The organism is Bradyrhizobium viridifuturi (genome assembly GCF_001238275.1).
Classification (GTDB): domain Bacteria; phylum Pseudomonadota; class Alphaproteobacteria; order Rhizobiales; family Xanthobacteraceae; genus Bradyrhizobium; species Bradyrhizobium viridifuturi.
In genome coordinates this window covers 189,960-206,908 of the sequence record NZ_LGTB01000007.1, presented here as the reverse complement: position 1 = coordinate 206,908, position 16,949 = coordinate 189,960, and the positions used below count along the sequence as shown (strand labels likewise).

Below are 16,949 nucleotides of genomic sequence, written 5' to 3'. Positions count from 1 at the left end.
GACTCTCCCCCGAGCGCAGTGCCTGGAGAGCTCCCCCTCACCCGCTCGCCGCGCGGGACGGCCTCTCCCCGCACGCGGGGAGAGGCGAAAGCAGTCGCTTCCTCTTCGGGCAGCAGATCCCGCAGCGACACACCGAGCCGCGGCGTCGCGCGCATCAGCTTCTTCGTATAATCGTGCTGGGGCGCGGCGAAGATGTCGGCCGATTTGGCGGTCTCGACCACGCGCCCCTTCTCCATCACCACGACGCGGTCGCAATAGGCGGCGGCGAGGCCGAGATCGTGCGTGATCAGGATCGTCGACATCGAGCGGCGCCTCGTCAGCTCGACGATCAGATCCATCACCGTCTTCTGGGTGGTGACGTCGAGGCCGGTGGTCGGCTCGTCGGCGATCAGGAGCTGCGGGTTGCAGGCCAGCGCGAGCGCGATGACGACGCGCTGGCACATGCCGCCTGACAACTCGAACGGATAGGCGTGATAGCGCTCGCGCGGCCGCGCGATCTTGACCTGCTCCAGCGCCTCGATCGCGGTCTCGCCGCGGTCGGTGACCTGTGCCTGCTGGACATGCTGGCGCAGGACGTCCTCGATCTGGTGTCCGACCTTGCGGATCGGATTGAGCGCGGCGCGCGGATTCTGGAAGATCATCGAGACTTCGCGGCCGCGCAGATCGCGCATCTGGCTCTCGGTCGCCGCCTTGACGTCGATGCCGGAGAACATCACCGAACCTTCGGCGATGCGGCCGGCGCGATCGAGGATCCGCATCACCGCATAAGATGTCACCGACTTGCCCGAGCCGGACTCGCCGACGATACCAACGGTCTCACCCTTGCCCACGGAGATGTTGACGTGCTGCACCGCCTTGACGATGCCGCGGCGGGTGGTGAACTCGACGGTGAGGTCCTGGACGTCAAGCAGCGGCTGCGCGGTCATGCGTGCCTCCCCTCATGCGAGGCGTCATGCGAAAATCCGCAAAACAACCCCATGCAAAGGAGAGGCACGGTAATTTGACACCGCTTCCAGACCGTCATCACGTCCTCCGCTGCGGGTCGACGATGTCGCGCAGGCCGTCGCCAAGCAGGTTGAAGCAAAACACCGCGATCATCAGCGCGAGGCCGGGGAATAGCGCGATCCACCATTCGCCCGACACCATGAAGCCGGCACCCTCGGCGACCATGATGCCCCACTCCGCGGTCGGCGGCCGGACGCCGAGGCCGATGAAGGACAGGCCCGCGGCATTGAGGATCGCATAGCCCATGGTCAGCGACATCTGCACGATCATGATCGGCATGATGTTGGGCAGGATGTGCCCGAGCAGGATGCGGTATTCGCCATTGCCGGACAGCCGCGCCGCCTGCACGAAGCCGGCATTGCGGCGGACATTGGCTTCCGCGCGCGCGACGCGGGCATAGAGCGGGAAGTTCACGATCGCGGTCGCGATGATGATGTTCTGCACGGTGTTGCCGAGCGCCGCGACGATGCCCATCGCCAGCACGAACAGCGGGAATGCCATGATGGTATCGGCGATGCGGCCGACGATGCGATCGGTCCATCCGCCGAAATAGCCGGCGGCGATACCGGTGAGCCCGCCCATCAGGAACACCAGCACGACGGAAGCGACCGCGATGAAGGTGTCGAGTCGGGTTGCGACGATGACGCGGCTGAAGATGTCGCGGCCGAGCTGATCGGTGCCGAACCAGTGCGCGGCGGACGGCGGCTTCAGTGCCGCCGCGGTGTCGGACGCGAGCGGGTCGTAAGGCACCACGTACGGACCGAACAGCGCGGCGAACAGGATCAGGACCAAGAGCGCGAAGGCAAAGCCGGTGACCTTGTTCTCGCCCAGCACATAGCGGGTCTGCTCGAAGACAGCGGCAAGCCCGGAGGTGCGGGCGGGGCCTGCGGGTTCGATGGTGGGTGCAACGCTGCTCATACGCCCCTCCTTAACCTTCCAGCCGGACGCGCGGATCGATCACGCCGTAGAGGATGTCGATCAACAGATTGAGCAGCACGTACATGACCGCCATCGTCAGCACGAAGCCCTGCACCGGCGCGAAGTCGGATGCGATCAGCGCCTCGACCGCGTAGGAGCCGATGCCGGGCCAGGCGAACACCTTTTCGACCAGCACGTTGGCTCCGAGCAGGAAGGAGAACACCATGCTGAGCGTGGTGATGACCGGCAGCATCGCGTTGCGGAACGCGTAGGTCACGATCACCTTGCCGGGCGACAGGCCGCTGGCGCGCGCGGTGCGGACGAAATCGGACGCCAGCACCGCCAGCATCGAGGCGCGCGTCATGCGCGCGATCGGCGCCAGCGAGAAGATCGCGAGCGTCACCGCCGGCAGGATCAATTGGCTGAGCGCCGAGCGGAACGCCTCGAAGTCGCGCGCGATCAGCGTATCGATCAGATAGAAGCCGGTCACGGTCGGCGGCGCGCTATAGAACACGTCGAGCCGGCCGAGCGGTGCCGGCGCCCAGCCGAGCCGGAAATAGAACACATAAACCAGCACGAGCCCGGTGAAGAACACCGGCAGCGATACGCCGGCCGTCGTGGTGACGCGGCAGAGATGATCGATCCAGGAGCCCGGCCGCGTCGCCGCCAGCACGCCGAGCGGAATCGCGATCACGATCGAGACGACGAGGCCGAGCAGTGTGAGTTCGGCCGACGCCGGCAAGCGATTGCGCAACTCGGCGGCAACCGGCTGGCCCGTGGTCAGCGAGGTGCCGAGATCGCCATGGGCGAGATCACCGGTGTAGCGAACGAACTGCTCGATCAGCGGCTTGTCGAAGCCGAGCTTCTTCCTGATCTGGTCGACCGCCTCCTTCGTGGCCGCAGGGCCTGCGAAATACGCCGCGGGATCGCCCGGCAGCGCACGCGTCAAGAGGAACGTCACGATCACCACCCCGATCAGCGACGGGATCGCGAACAGGAGCCGCTTGCCGATCAGAGACAGCATGAGCGCCTCACCCCTTCGCCATTGCGCGATAATCCAGCCGGCGGTGGAACCAGTACTCGTAGCCCGAGATGTTCTTCTGCATCGCGACGTTGACGAAGGGCTGATAGAGCGGGATGCGCGGGATGTCGGCGAAGGCGAGATCGACGAAGCCCTTCACATCGGCGTCGTAAGCCGCGGTGTCGCCGTTGGCGGCTGCGATGCGCGCGCCGTCGATGAGCTTGTCCATCTCCGGCGACTTGTAGCTCATCGTGTTGAAGATCGAATTGTTGCCGTGATAGCACCAATAGAAGAAGTACTCGGGGTAATCGAGCCAGCCCGAGAACACGTTGGTGAACAGGGGCATCTCCTTCTTGGTGAGCTCGGTGCGCCAGTTGGCGCCGGGTACCTTGTTGATCGTGGTCTTGATGCCGAGCTGCGCGAGGCTCTCCTGCACCAGCACGCAGAGCGGCTCGTTGACCCCGGCGAAGTTCAGGTCGAATGAGATCGTGGTCTCGAAGCCGTTGGCGTAGCCGGCTTCGGCGAGCAGCGCCTTGGCCTTCTCCATGTCGGTGAAATACTTGGTCGGCTGCGGCCAGGCGACCTCGGTCGGCTTGTCCTTGGCCGCGCCGAACATCGGGTTGGCGAGGCCGAACAGCACCGCATCCATGATTTTTTGGTAAGGCATCGCATAGGCCATCGCCTGCCGCACCTTGGGATTGTCGAACGGCGGCTTGGTGACGTTCATGCCGATATACTGGATGCCGTTGGAGAACGGCAGCGAGACCACGTTGAGCTTGCCGTTGGCCTTCATCTCCTGGAAATCCTTGAACGGCAGCTCATAGGAGATATCGGCATCACCGCGCTCGAGCAGCGCACGGCGGTTGCCGGCCTGCGGCACCATGCGCCAGATCACGCGCTTGATCTTCGGCAGGGGACCCGAGACCCAGTCGTCGTTGCGCTCCATGACGACCTCGGTGCCGGCGGTCCATTTGGTCACCTTGTAAGCGCCGGAGCCCGCGGTCTGCTGCTTGGTGAATTCGAGACCCCACGGGTCCTTCTCACTGGCGTTCTTCTTGACCAGTTCGGAGTTGACGACGCAGGGCACGATCACAGCGAGATCGGGGATCGTGAGCTCGTCCTTCCTGAGGAAGTCGACGCGCACGGTATGGTCGTCGACGATCACGAACTGCTCGGGCTTGGTCAGCGAGCCCGCGCTCATCTGGAAGGTCGGGAAGCCGCCGACGCTGACGGCGCGGTCGAGCGACCATTTGACGTCCTTTGCCGTGACCGGCGCGCCGTCGTGGAATTTGGCGTTCTTGCGCAACTTGAAGGTCACCGACATGTCGCCGATGTTGAAGTCCTCGGCGAGCTCGGGCTTGAACTTGTCGCGGTCGTAATAGGGCACGCCGCCAGGGCCGCTCTTCATCTCGTGGCTGATCAGCCGGTCGTAGCAATTCCACGACACCTCATAGCCGGGCACGTTGGTGCCGACGCCGTGGATGTCGAGATTGTTGGGACCGCCTTCGGAGACGATCAGCAGCGTCTCCGAGCGCGCGTCGGCCTTGGCCGGCGACCAGATCGCGGGCGCGGTCGGCGCCAGCGCCCCCGCTGCCAGTCCGGATACCGATTTGAGGAAATCGCGACGCTTCATCTGATGCTCCAAATGCCTTTTCTCGGAAATGGCTCTGGAACTCGGGTCGCAAGGATTGTGCCAACCCTTAACGAACGCTTATGACGAGACAACCTGTTGTAAAGATAAAAGAAACCGCCGCAGGTATCTTGATCTGGCGTCGTCGGTCACATCGGACATTGCATACAAAGGACAGTTCAATGCTCAATCATTGAGCAAAGCACGGGCGTTGCTCGCTTTCTGGCCGACGATCGATTCAGACAGTTACTCCGGCCAGATCAGTTCCTGCAGTTGCACGAGATCATCGACCCGATCCGGCCAACCTTCGATGCAGACGTGCCGGAGCGGATCGCTGGCCGAGTGCAGCATCATCAGCGCCATCAGCCGCCGCTTCAGCGCGAAATTCACCTCGCTGCGCGGGATGCCGAAGCCATCGAACAGGCTGCGCACAAGGCGCGGATGCCCGGCGGCCATGAAGGCGCTGGGGCCGAGCAGATCGTACTCGCCCCATCCGGTCCGGACATCGCCGAAGTCGAACAGGCCGGCGACGTGCCAGCCGTCGGCACGGCGCCCCAGCAGGAAATTCTCCGGGATGTACTCGCCGGTCAGGATCACCGGCGGCGCGTGCATCGGGATCAACTCAGTGGCGTCGCGCAGGAGATCGTCGAGCGAAGTGAGGAATTTCGCTGGCAGGCCGAGCCGCTCATGCCGCGCCCGGCACTGCGCGATCTGGCCCCGCATGAAGGCGTCCCAGGGTTGCCCGATCGCGAGCAGGCCACCGGGCGGCACCCGCTGCACCTCGGCGATCACGGCGCCGATCTCGCCAAGCACGCGCTCCCGCTCGGCCTCCGACAGCGACGGCCACACCTCCGAGCCGACGGTGCCGGCGAGGCGCGTGACGACGAGATAGGGCCAGCCGTCGCGCTCGCCCTCCGCGATGAGATCGGGGATCGGAACGCCGAGCCGTCCGCGCAACTCGGCCAGCGCGCCGCGCTCGGAGACGAATTGCGGGCGCAGGAACGGCGGAAACAGCTTCAGGATTAGGTCGCCGTCGAGCCCGACAACGAGGTTGGTGCCGGTCGAGAACACATGCGGCGGGCCCCAGGACAGCCCGTGGCCATCGGCAATATCGCGCGCGACCGGCAGCCAGCGCGAGGTGTCGCTGCGCCAGGCGCGATAGGTGTCGTAGTCGGTGATGGGTGGAAGGGATATCATTTCAAGGAATGCGCACGGGAGCAGGGACCCATACTCTGCTGCTGATGTTATGAAAGAAACTCGTCGTCCCAGTGGTGCGCAGCCATGAGCTTCGGTGGTTATGGGTCCCTGCTTTCGCAGGGACGACACCGAATCTGTTGCGCAGTCAGTGACTCATATACATTCATCCAGGCTGCTCGACTGCTGCTCCGTCATCCTGGGAAGATGTTTGTCCATCACCGGTCCGGATTGGCGCGCTCGAACTGGCGCAGCAGGCGATTGCCGCGCTCGACAGCGTCGTCCATCGCGGCCTGTGCCGAACGCTTGCCGGCGAACACCTGCTCGAGCTCCTCCTCGATCACGTCGCGGATGAGGACGAACGAGCCGAGGCGGACGCCTTTCGAATTGTCGGTCGGCGGCTTCAGCGTGACCTCCTCGATCGAGATCGAGGCGCCGGGATTGCGATCGTAGAAACCCTGGGCGCGGGTGAGATCGAAGGCCGCGCGGGTGATCGGCAGATAGCCTGTGTTCTGATGCCAGGCTGCCTGCACCTCCGGCCGCGACAGATAGGCGAAGAATTTCGCGACCCCGGCATATTCGGCGCGCGGCCGGTCGCGCAGCACCCACAGCGTCGCGCCGCCGATGATCGAATTCTGCGGCGCGCCCTGCACGTCGGGCTCATATGGCATCATGCCGTAGCCAACCTCGAATTTCGAATTGGCCTGGATGTCGGCGCGCGTGCCCGACGAGCCGATGAAGATGCCGCATTCGCCCTTCTGAAAACGCGGCTCGGCCGCCTGCCCGCGGCCGCTGTAATCGAAGGTCTTGTCGGCCTGCCATTGCGCCAGCTGCGCGATGTGACGCAGCACGATCGGGTTGTTGAAGACCAGCTGCGCGTCGAGCCCGGCAAAGCCGTTGGACCTGGTCGCGATCGGCAAATTGTGGAAGGCCGAGAAATTCTCGACATTGATCCAGGACGGCCATGACGTGGTGACGCCGCACATCGCACCGGCGGCGCGCAGCCGCTTGGCGACGATGCCGAGCTCCGGCCAGGTCTTCGGCGGCTGGCTCGGATCGAGCCCGGCGGAGCGGAACATGTCCTTGTTGTAGTAGAGGATCGGCGTCGAGGCGTTGAACGGGAACGACAGCATGTTGCCGTCGACATCGGCGTAGTAGCCGGCCACCGCGGGCAGATAGGCCGACGGCGTGAACGCCTCGGATTGATCGCGCATCAATTCGAACACCGGATAGATTGCGCCGCGGGCCGCCATCATGGTGGCGGTGGCGATCTCGTTGACCTGAACGATCGCCGGCTGGCTGCGCGAGCGGAAGGCGAAGATCGCCGCAGTCACGGTCTCGGTGTAGTTGCCCTTGTAGGCGGGCACGATCCGGTAGTCGGATTGCGAGGCGTTGAAGTCGGCGGCGAGCTTCTCGAGCTGCTTGCCGAGCTCACCCGACATCGCGTGCCACCACATGATGTCGGTCGCCGCTTGCGCGGGCGCCACAAGCAGAAGCGTCACGACGACGAGATGCAGGAGCTTCAAGACGAGCTTCAAGGCGAACTTCACGACCAGCCGCTCCCGGATGCCAACATGCCCTCATAAGGCGCTACAACCGGAGATTCAATCGACACCGCAGGTTGCAGCGCCGAATTAACGTTTGGCCGATGGGCGAACCATCGTCATTCTGCTAAAAAGCGTTGAACCTTTTTGCTCCCGCCCTGGACACAAATCACAAGGGGAATTGTAGCCTGTGTACCGCCGCGCCGGCCTTTCGCGGACAATAACGCTTGCCGTCGCGCTGTCATGGGCAGCGGCTTCGGTGAGCGCCTTTGCGCGCGAGTTCCGGACCGCCGACACCCAGAATGAAGACTATCCGACCGTCCAGGCGCTGAATTACATGGACCGTCTGATCGCCGAACGCACCGGCGGCCGGCACCGCATCGTGGTCTTCCATTCCCGCCAGCTCGGCGAGGAAAAGGAGACGCTGGAGCAGACCCGGGCCGGCGCCATCGATCTGAACCGGACCAATGTCGCGCTGATCGGGACCATGGTGCCGTCCGTGAACGTGCTGGCGATGCCGTTCCTGTTTCGATCGATTGAGCACCTGCAGCATGTGCTGGACGGGCCGATCGGCAACGAGATCCTCAGCAGTCTCGAGGCCCATGGCTTCGTCGGGCTGACCTTCTACGATTCCGGCGCCCGCTCGATCTATAACAGCGTCCGCCCGGTGCGTTCGCTCGACGACCTCAAGGGATTGCGGCTGCGCGTGCAGCAATCCGAGCAGATGTCGGATATGATCCGCGCGCTCGGCGCCCAGCCGGTCGAGATGGCCTACGGCCAGGTGCTGACCGGGCTTGCCAACCGGCTGATCGACGGTGCCGAGAACAACTGGCCGTCCTTCGTCACCACCGGTCACTACAAATACGCCGGCTACTACACCTTGACCCGACACACCGTGAGCCCCGAAGTGCTGGTGATGTCGCGCAAGGCCTGGGCCAGCCTCTCGCCCGATGAGCAGACCATCTTCCGCGACGCCGCGCAGCGCTCCAGTCTTTACATGCGCGAGAAGTGGCGGGAGCTCGAGGAGCGCTCGCGCAAGCAGGCGGAGCTCGCGGGCGTCAAGGTCGTGACCGACCTCGACCGCAAGCCGTTCGAGGCGGCGATGGCCGGCATCTATGCCAAGGCCGAGCGCGATCCGGCGATCGCAGCGTTGATCGAACGCATCCGCAACGTGGAGTGACCGGATCTTGGACGCACCCCAACAGGACCGGACGATGCAACGGCGGGCGGCCTTCGGGCCGCAGGGCCGCTTCCGCATCGTGCAGTTGCTGCGTGCGGTGCCGATCCGCTGGCGCATCCTGTCGATCGCGCTGCTCAATTCGGCGGTCGTGATCGTGCTCGCGGTGCTGATCTGGAACGGCTCGAAGGTGCTCGGCTCGGCCTGGGAGGATGTCCGCCAGGTGCGGGAATCCGACAAGATCCTGGCCAAGCTGGAAAGCGAGACCAGCCGGCTGCAGAACCTGATCCATCGCTACATCAACCAGCCGAGCCCGGACCTGTTCGCGGAAATCCTGCTGCTGCGCGAGGCCGTGCTCGGCACGCTGACCAACCGGGCCTCGACCGACCCGATGCTGTCCGGCTCGGTCGAGCAGCTCGAACGCGCCACCAGCCGCTTCCTCGACGGCTTCGGCGAATTGCGCACGGTGCAGACCAGGATCTCCAAGACCTATGACGAGCAGGTGCTGACGCCGACCAAGGACATGGCCGGGCTGTATTCGATCATCGAGGGCGCCACCGGCCATCGCGACGCGCTGATCTGGCCGGCGCTCGGCAAGTCGCGCGAGGCGTTCACCTCGCTCCTGGTCGCCGCCAACGCCTACTACCTCTCGCTGGCCTCCTCGTCGGCCGAGGAAGCCCGCCGCAACATCGATACGATCGAGCGGACGATCCCGGTGATGACCGATCTGGCCGAGAACGATCTGCAGCGCATGGCGCTGGCGCGGCTCAAGGTCAAGACCGCCGAGCTGCGCGACGGCCTCGGCAAGCTCAGTGAGCAGCTCACCAACCGCACCGATCTGTTGCGCAATTCGATCGACGCCAGCCAGGCCGACGCGATCGGCGCGATCGACGATCTCTCGGTGAAGATGCGCCAGCGCGAGCAGAAGGCGCAGGAGACCTTCGACAAGACGCTGACCTCGATCTCGCGCCGCGTGCTGTCGATCGCGGTGATCTTCCTCGGCGTCATCATGTCCGCCGGCGTCATGATCGCATTGTCGATCCGGCTGCCGCTGGCGCAAATCATGGCCGCGATGCGCACCATCACCTCTGGAGACCTCGACCGGCCGGTGCAAGGCACCTCGGCCAAGGACGAGGTCGGCGCCATGGCGCGCGCGGTGGAAGTATTCCGCGAGAACGCCATCGCCAAGCGCAAGACCGAGGACGAGCTGCGCACCGCCAAGGAGAAGGCCGAGAGCGCGCTGCTCGAACTCAACACCGCGCAGCAGAACCTGATCGATGCCGAGCGCCTCGCCGCGCTCGGCGGCCTCGTTGCCGGCGTCGCCCACGAGGTCAACAATCCGATCGGCATCAGCCTGACGGTCGCCTCGAGCTTTGCCCGCCGCAGCGAGATGTTCGAGAACGATTTGAAGACCGAGCCGCTGCGCCGCTCCAAGCTTGACGAATTCGTGCGCGCCTCGCGTGACGCATCGCAGCAACTGGTCTCGAACCTGCAGCGTGCCGGCGAGCTGATCCAGTCGTTCAAGCAGGTCGCCGTCGACCGCTCGCATGCCGAGCGCCGCCAGTTCTCCCTGAGCGAATCCACCGACCAGATCGTGGCGAGCCTGCGGCCGGTGCTGAAGAAGGCGGCGATCGCACTGTCCGTCGACGTGCCCGACGGGCTGCTGATCGACGGCTATCCCGGCGCCTATGGCCAGATCTTAACCAATCTTTTCCTGAACGCCGTCAATCATGCCTTTGCCGATGGCCGCTCCGGCAACATCACGATCTCGGCGCGCGGGCGCGGCACTGACGATGTCGAGATCATCTTCGCGGACGACGGGGCTGGCATGACGCCGGACGTGCAGCGACAGGCGTTCGACCCGTTCTTTACGACGCGCCGCAACGAAGGTGGTACGGGCCTCGGCCTCCATATCGTCTATAACCTCGTCACCCAGCAGCTCGGCGGACGCATGATGCTGGAGTCAAGGGTAGGACAAGGCACCACTTTTCGCATTATCATGCCCAGGATCGCCAAGGGGGCTGCCAAGGGCGAGCCCACGATCACTGACGCAGCAGCCGACGGAAGCAGTCAATGGCCGAACAGGACGATGTCCTCCAACTGATCGACGACACCGAGAGCCCCCCGGAGGACTCGTCGGCCCGCAAATGGAAGATCGCCGTGATCGACGACGATCACGCCGTCCATGAGGGCACCCGCTTCGCACTGAGCGACTACAATCTGAACGGCGCGACGCTGGAGATCCTGTCCGCCTATTCTGCGGCCGAAGGCCGCACGCTGATGCGGGACAACCCCGACATCGCGGCCGTGCTGCTCGACGTCATCATGGAGACCGACGTCGCCGGGCTCGAGCTCGTCGAATACATCCGCAACGAGATCAGGAACGAGACCGTCCGCATCATCCTGCGCACCGGCCAGCCCGGCCAGGCGCCGGAGCGCCGCGTCATCGTGCAGTACGACATCAACGACTACAAGGCGAAGACCGAGCTCACCGCCGACAAGCTGTTCACCTCGCTGACCGCGGCGCTGCGCAGCTACCAGCAGCTCGAGCGCATGGTGCAGACCAGGCGCGGGCTCGAGATCATCATCGACGCCGCCTCGACGCTGTACGACTTCAAGTCGATGCAACGGCTGGCCGAGGGCGTACTGACCCAGCTCGCCTCGCTGCTCAATGTCGATTGCGCCGGCATTCTGGTGCTGCGCGACGACGGCAACGCCGCCGCATGCGATTTCTCGGTGCTGGCCTGCTCGGGCTGCTACAGCCGCTTCATCGGCACCACCTCGTCGAAGGCGCTCGATGCTGACTTGCGGCACATGGTCGAGGAAGCCTTCCAGCGCCGCAAGAACGAGTTCGCCGACCACCGCAGCGTGCTCTATTCGCGCACCGGCTCCGGCCGCGAGGTGGTGGTGCTGCTGCAGGCCGAGCGCCAGCTCTCCGACACCGACCGCGCGCTGGTCGAGATCTTCTCGAGCCGGCTGTCGATCGCGTTCGACAACGTGATCCTGTACCAGCAGCTGCACGAAGCCAACACCCAGCTCGAGGACCGCGTCGCGCAGCGCACCCGCGCGCTGATGCAGGCCAACCGGCGGCTGTCGGCGCAATGGCTGCGGCTGCAGCGCGCCAACGGCTTCAAGAACGAGATCCTCGGCACCGTCGCCCACGATCTGAAGAATCCGCTCGGTGTGATCCTCGGCCGCACCGAGATGCTGACCGAGTTGATCGGCGCCGGCTCGCCGAAGGAGAACGTCACCGCGCAGGTCGAGCATATCCGCGACGCCACCAAGCGGCTGACATCGATGGTCGACCACCTGATCTCGGATGCGATGGCGGATGCCTTCGACATCACCATCCGCCGCGAGCCGGTAGACGTCGCGGCCCTCGTCAACGAGGTCACCGAGGCCAACCTGCCCTCGGCCGTCAACAAGCAGCAGAGCATCACGGTCTCCGGGCCGCAGCATTTCGTCACGATGTGCGATGCCGACCGGATCCGCGAGGCGATCGACAACCTGGTCAGCAACGCCATCAAGTATTCGCCGATCGGCGGCAAGATCGCGGTCCAGGTCAGCCACGAGGGCGACGACACCGTGATCCGGATCGCCGACCAGGGCCCCGGCCTCAGCCCGGAGGATCTCGGCCGGCTGTTCGGCCGGTTCCAGCGGCTGTCGGCCAAGCCGACCGCGGGCGAAAGCTCAACCGGCCTCGGGCTTTCCATCGTCAAGCGCATCATCGACATGCATGGCGGCCATGTGACCGCACAGAGCCCGGGCCCCGGACAGGGGTCGACCTTTACGGTTACACTGCCGGCGACAGAGACATGAACCAGAACCCGCATATCTTCATCGTCGACGACGAGGCCCCGGCCCGCGAGATGGTCGGCGATTACCTCAAGATGCACGGCTTCGGCGTGACGCTGTGCGACGGCGGCAAGAGCCTGCGCAAGGAGATCGAGAGCAGCACGCCCGATCTCGTCGTGCTGGACCTCAACATGCCCGAGGAAGACGGGCTGTCGATCATTCGCGACCTCAAGAGCAAGATCAACGTCCCCGTCATCATGCTGACAGCTACTGCCAGCCCGATCGACCGCGTGGTCGGGCTCGAACTCGGCGCCGACGATTATGTCGCCAAGCCCTGCGAGCTGCGCGAATTGATGGCGCGGATCCGCTCGGTGCTGCGGCGGAGCGGGCCGGCCAAATCAGCCGCGCCGGAACCGGCGAGCGCGAAGGCCGAAAAGGAGCAATTGGTGCGGTTCGGCACCAAATGGCTCGACCTCGAGGCCCAGGCGCTGCGCGACGACGAGGGCAACGAGCACCCGCTGACCGCCTCCGAATTCGGCCTGCTCAAGGTGTTCGCGGCCAATCCGAAGCGGGTGCTGTCGCGCGAGCGGCTGCTGGAACTGGCCAATGCGCGCGACGCCGAAGCCTTCGACCGCGCCGTCGACCTGCGCATCATGCGCATCCGCCGCAAGATCGAATTCGATCCGACCAAGCCGTCCGTAATCCGGACCATCCGCGGCGGCGGCTACCTGTTCTCGCCGACCGGCGACAAGGCTTAGCTTCGTCCGCAATTTTGATCGTCGTCCCGGCCTAGTGCGCAATTGCGCACGGGGGGCCGGGACGACGATTTGGCTGTGCGGCACACCCGGAATCCACACACGTAAGGCTGTCATTCTCCGCAAAAATCCCTAAGTTTCGGCCATGCCGAAAACAGCCTCCAAAGACCCCGCCAAGCCCGCTCCGAAGACCGCCCCCAAGCCCGTTGCCGCCAAGCCGGTCGCGAGCAAGGCCGCGGCCAAGGGCGACCATGTCTTTCTGGTCGATGGTTCGTCCTACATCTTCCGCGCCTATCACGCGCTGCCGCCGCTCAACCGCAAGTCCGACGGGCTGCAGGTCAACGCCGTGCTCGGCTTCTGCAACATGCTGTGGAAGCTGCTCCGCGACATGCCCGAGGACAACCGGCCGACCCATCTGGCGATCGTGTTCGACAAGTCGGAGATCACGTTCCGCAACAAGCTCTATCCGGACTACAAGGCGCACCGGCCGCCGGCGCCCGACGATCTGATCCCGCAATTCGCGCTGATCCGCGAAGCGGTGCGCGCCTTCGACCTGCCCTGTCTCGAGCAGGCGGGATTCGAGGCCGACGATCTGATCGCGACCTATGCACGGCTCGCCAACGAGCGCGGCGCGAGCACGACCATCGTGTCGTCCGACAAGGACCTGATGCAGCTCGTCACCGACAAGGTCGTGATGTACGACACGATGAAAGATCGCCGCATCGGCATCCCGGAGGTGATCGAGAAATTCGGCGTGCCGCCGGAGAAGGTGGTCGAGGTACAGGCGCTGGCCGGCGACTCCACCGACAACGTACCCGGCGTGCCCGGCATCGGCATCAAGACCGCGGCCCAGCTGATCATTGAGTATGGCGATCTCGATCAGCTGCTGTTCCGCGCCACCGAGATCAAGCAGCCGAAGCGGCGCGAGGCGCTGCTGGAGAACGCCGAGAAGGCGCGCATCTCGCGCCAGTTGGTGCTGCTCGACGACAAGGTCGATCTCGAGGTGCCGCTCGACGACCTCGCTGTGCACGAGCCGGACTCGCGCCGGCTGATCGCCTTCCTCAAGGCGATGGAGTTCACCACCCTCACCCGCCGCGTCGCCGACTATGCGCAGATCGATCCCGCCAATGTCGACGCCGATCCCGGCAACAAGAGCGGCGCCAGCGTGTTCTCGCCGCTGCCGTCGTCGGATGTGACGCCGGCGCCCGGGGGCTCACCGGCGTCGGCCGCAGCACCGGTTGCGAAGGCCAAGCCGACCGGCGCGCGCGACGACAAGAACTCCAATCGGCGAGGCACGCCGGCCGCGCTGGCCGAAGCCCGTGGCGAGGCGATCCGCAAGACCGGGTTCGATCGCAAGGCCTACCAGACGATCGGCACTCTCGATCAACTCAACGCCCTGCTCGCGCGGGCGCACGACACCGGCTACATCGCGATCGAGGCGATGTCGGAATCGATCGACCCGATGCAGGCTGAGCTGGCAGGACTGGCCCTGGCCGTGGCGCCCAACGATGCTGCCTACGTGCCGCTCGGCCACCGCGAGCCCGGCGGCGGCGCGGGCTTGTTCGATGCGGGCCTCGCACCCGGCCAGATCAAGACCGCTGATGTGCTGAAGGCGCTGAAGCCGCTGCTGGAGTCGACTGGCATCCAGAAGGTCGGCTTCAACGTCAAGTTCACCTCGGTGACCCTGGCGCAGCATGGCGTCACGCTGCGCAACATCGATGATGCGCAGCTGATGTCGTATGCGCTCGATGCCGGCCGCGGCTCGCATGCGCTGGAACAGCTCGCGGAGCGCTGGTTCGGCCATGCCGTCGTCAGCTACGGCGGCCTCGTCGGCAGCGGCAAGGGCAAGCTGACCTTCGACCAGGTCACGATCGACAAGGCGACCGAATATGCCGCCGAAAGCGCCGACGTGATCCTGCGGTTGTGGCGAGTGCTGAAGCCGCGCCTCGTCGCCGAGCGGATGACGACGGTGTACGAGACGCTGGAACGGCCGCTGGTCTCGGTGCTGGCGCGGATGGAACGCCGCGGCATCTCGATCGACCGCCAGGTGCTGTCACGCCTCTCGGGCGATTTCGCGCAGACCGCGGCGCGGGTCGAGGCCGAGATCCAGGAGATCGCCGGCGAGCCGGTCAATGTCGGCAGCCCGAAGCAGATCGGCGACATCATCTTCGGCAAGATGGGATTGCCCGGCGGCACCAAGACCAAGACCGGCGCATGGTCGACCACCGCGCAGGTGCTGGACGATCTCGCCGAGCAGGGCCACGAATTCCCGAAGAAGATTCTGGAATGGCGCCAGGTCTCGAAGCTGAAATCGACCTACACCGATGCGCTGCCGACCTACGTCAATCCGCAGACCCATCGCGTGCACACGACTTACGCGCTGGCCGCGACCACGACGGGCCGGCTGTCGTCGAACGAGCCGAATTTGCAGAACATCCCTGTTCGCACTGAGGATGGCCGCAAGATCCGCCGCGCCTTCATCGCGACGCCCGGCCACAAGCTGGTGTCTGCGGACTATTCGCAGATCGAACTGCGGCTGCTTGCGGAGATCGCCGACGTGCCGGTGCTGCGCCAGGCATTCCGCGACGGGCTCGACATTCACGCCATGACCGCCTCCGAGATGTTCGGCGTGCCGATCAAGGACATGCCGAGCGAAGTGCGCCGCCGCGCCAAGGCGATCAATTTCGGCATCATCTACGGCATCTCGGCGTTCGGCCTCGCCAACCAGCTCGGCATCGCGCGCGAGGAAGCCTCGGCCTACATCAAGAAGTACTTCGAGCGCTTCCCCGGCATCCGGGCCTACATGGATGAGACCAAGGACTTCTGCCGCCGCAACGGCTATGTGACGACGCTGTTCGGCCGCAAGTGCTACTACCCCGATATCAAGGCCTCCAACGCCTCGGTGCGCGCCTTCAACGAACGCGCCGCGATCAATGCGCGCTTGCAGGGCACCGCGGCCGACATCATCCGCCGCGCCATGATCCGGGTCGAGGACGCGCTCGCCGAGAAGAAGCTCTCGGCGCAGATGCTGCTGCAGGTGCATGACGAACTGATCTTCGAGGTGCCCGACAACGAGGTCGCGGCGACGCTGCCGGTGGTGCAGAAGGTGATGCAGGACGCGCCGTTCCCGGCGGTGATCCTGTCGCTGCCGCTGCAGGTCGATGCCCGCGCCGCCAACAATTGGGACGAGGCGCATTGACCGGCGGCTCGCGGCCCGATCGGTTGCGTCGTTTGGGTGGGAGCCTTAGTTGACCCTTGGCTGACATCGATCCGCTGCTTGCATTCGCATTGACCGCGCTCCTGATCGAGCTCACGCCCGGTCCCAACATGACCTATCTCGCGGCCTTGTCGCTCTCGAGCGGCATGCGGAGCGGCTTTGCCGCGGTCTGCGGCATCGCGCTCGGCCTGATGACCTACGCCGTGATCGCTGCGTTCGGTCTGGCTGCCGTGGTCGACGGCTCGCCGGTGCTTTATGGCCTGCTGCGTTGGGGCGGCGTGCTCTACCTGCTGTGGCTCGCCTGGGACGCCTGGTCGGGTCAGGTGGACGGCTCTCCCGAGACGGCGACGAAGGAGCAGCCGTGGCCCGCATTCCAGCGCGGCTTGATCACGAACCTGCTCAATCCAAAGGCCGCGGTGTTCTATGTAACGGTGCTGCCTGAGTTCGTTCAGCCGGACCGCGGCTCTCTCGCGATGCAGACGCTGATGCTAGGCGTGCTCTATGTCGCGATCGCAACCCTGATCCATTCGGCCGTTGTCGCGCTGGCCGGCGCCATGCAGTCGACCATCGACGTCGCCAACAACCGCCGGACGATCCGAGGAGCGTTTGCCATCGCACTGGTCGGCATCGCGATATGGTTCGCGGTCGCGACCGGCCACCCGCGATAATTGATCCGAGGACAATTCCGACATG

Annotated in this window: 12 protein-coding genes; 6 read left to right on the top strand and 6 right to left on the bottom strand. The window is 65.1% G+C overall.

Annotation, left to right across the window (positions count from 1 at the left end; genetic code table 11):
* The 6 genes from ALC15_RS08915 to ugpB all read right to left on the bottom strand — a co-directional run.
* The coding region (locus ALC15_RS08915) for an ABC transporter ATP-binding protein (protein ID WP_157860889.1) at positions 1–926 on the bottom strand (926 nt) is incomplete at its 3' end.
* A gap of 97 nt (positions 927–1,023) precedes the next feature.
* Positions 1,024–1,923, bottom strand: a complete 900-nt coding sequence (locus tag ALC15_RS08910; RefSeq protein ID WP_050626898.1) for an ABC transporter permease — start codon at positions 1,921–1,923, stop codon at positions 1,024–1,026.
* Between the two features lie 10 nt (positions 1,924–1,933).
* Positions 1,934–2,947: an ABC transporter permease gene (locus ALC15_RS08905; protein ID WP_050626897.1), complete on the bottom strand. Its 1,014-nt coding sequence runs from the start codon at positions 2,945–2,947 to the stop codon at positions 1,934–1,936.
* A 7-nt stretch (positions 2,948–2,954) separates the two neighbouring features.
* Positions 2,955–4,577 (bottom strand): ABC transporter substrate-binding protein, encoded by a 1,623-nt coding sequence (locus ALC15_RS08900; protein ID WP_050626923.1) that lies wholly within the window; start codon positions 4,575–4,577, stop codon positions 2,955–2,957.
* 243 nt (positions 4,578–4,820) lie between these two features.
* Positions 4,821–5,771: an aminoglycoside phosphotransferase family protein gene (locus ALC15_RS08895; RefSeq protein ID WP_200914653.1), complete on the bottom strand. Its 951-nt coding sequence runs from the start codon at positions 5,769–5,771 to the stop codon at positions 4,821–4,823.
* Between the two features lie 215 nt (positions 5,772–5,986).
* On the bottom strand, positions 5,987–7,306 hold the full coding sequence (gene ugpB, locus ALC15_RS08890; protein WP_430649148.1) for a sn-glycerol-3-phosphate ABC transporter substrate-binding protein UgpB: 1,320 nt from the start codon (positions 7,304–7,306) through the stop codon (positions 5,987–5,989).
* Between the two features lie 196 nt (positions 7,307–7,502).
* On the opposite strand from ugpB, the gene ALC15_RS08885 reads away from it, so the two are divergent.
* The 6 genes from ALC15_RS08885 (at position 7,503) to ALC15_RS08860 (ending at position 16,924) form a co-directional block, all read left to right on the top strand.
* The gene (locus ALC15_RS08885; protein WP_050626895.1) at positions 7,503–8,492 is read left to right on the top strand and encodes a TRAP transporter substrate-binding protein; all 990 of its coding nucleotides are present in this window, start codon (positions 7,503–7,505) and stop codon (positions 8,490–8,492) included.
* 34 nt (positions 8,493–8,526) lie between these two features.
* The gene (locus ALC15_RS08880) at positions 8,527–10,593 is read left to right on the top strand and encodes a sensor histidine kinase (RefSeq protein WP_050626894.1); all 2,067 of its coding nucleotides are present in this window, start codon (positions 8,527–8,529) and stop codon (positions 10,591–10,593) included.
* A complete protein-coding gene (locus ALC15_RS08875) occupies positions 10,563–12,308 on the top strand; it encodes an ATP-binding response regulator (protein ID WP_050626893.1) in 1,746 nt (581 codons plus the stop codon). The genes ALC15_RS08880 and ALC15_RS08875 overlap by 31 nt, the downstream gene beginning before the upstream one ends.
* Positions 12,305–13,042 carry a response regulator gene (locus ALC15_RS08870; RefSeq protein ID WP_050425909.1) on the top strand — a complete coding sequence of 246 codons (738 nt, stop codon included), beginning with the start codon at positions 12,305–12,307 and terminating at the stop codon, positions 13,040–13,042. Before ALC15_RS08875 ends, ALC15_RS08870 begins: the two co-directional genes overlap by 4 nt.
* A 142-nt stretch (positions 13,043–13,184) precedes the next feature.
* Positions 13,185–16,238 carry a DNA polymerase I gene (gene polA / locus ALC15_RS08865; protein WP_050626892.1) on the top strand — a complete coding sequence of 1,018 codons (3,054 nt, stop codon included), beginning with the start codon at positions 13,185–13,187 and terminating at the stop codon, positions 16,236–16,238.
* A 56-nt stretch (positions 16,239–16,294) separates the two neighbouring features.
* Entirely contained in the window at positions 16,295–16,924 is a 630-nt protein-coding gene (locus ALC15_RS08860) for a LysE family translocator (RefSeq protein ID WP_283806256.1), read from the top strand.
* Positions 16,925–16,949: the final 25 nt, after the last annotated feature.

Excerpts from the sequence above, each read along its gene's own strand:
- ALC15_RS08910 (WP_050626898.1), bottom strand. The coding sequence starts at position 1,923 with ATGAGCAGCGTTGCACCCACCATCGAACCCGCAGGCCCCGCCCGCACC.
- ALC15_RS08905 (WP_050626897.1), bottom strand. The coding sequence starts at position 2,947 with ATGCTGTCTCTGATCGGCAAGCGGCTCCTGTTCGCGATCCCGTCGCTG.
- ALC15_RS08900 (WP_050626923.1), bottom strand. The coding sequence starts at position 4,577 with ATGAAGCGTCGCGATTTCCTCAAATCGGTATCCGGACTGGCAGCGGGG.
- ALC15_RS08895 (WP_200914653.1), bottom strand. The coding sequence starts at position 5,771 with ATGATATCCCTTCCACCCATCACCGACTACGACACCTATCGCGCCTGG.
- ALC15_RS08880 (WP_050626894.1), top strand. The coding sequence starts at position 8,527 with ATGCAACGGCGGGCGGCCTTCGGGCCGCAGGGCCGCTTCCGCATCGTG.
- ALC15_RS08875 (WP_050626893.1), top strand. The coding sequence starts at position 10,563 with ATGGCCGAACAGGACGATGTCCTCCAACTGATCGACGACACCGAGAGC.
- ALC15_RS08870 (WP_050425909.1), top strand. The coding sequence starts at position 12,305 with ATGAACCAGAACCCGCATATCTTCATCGTCGACGACGAGGCCCCGGCC.
- polA (WP_050626892.1), top strand. The coding sequence starts at position 13,185 with ATGCCGAAAACAGCCTCCAAAGACCCCGCCAAGCCCGCTCCGAAGACC.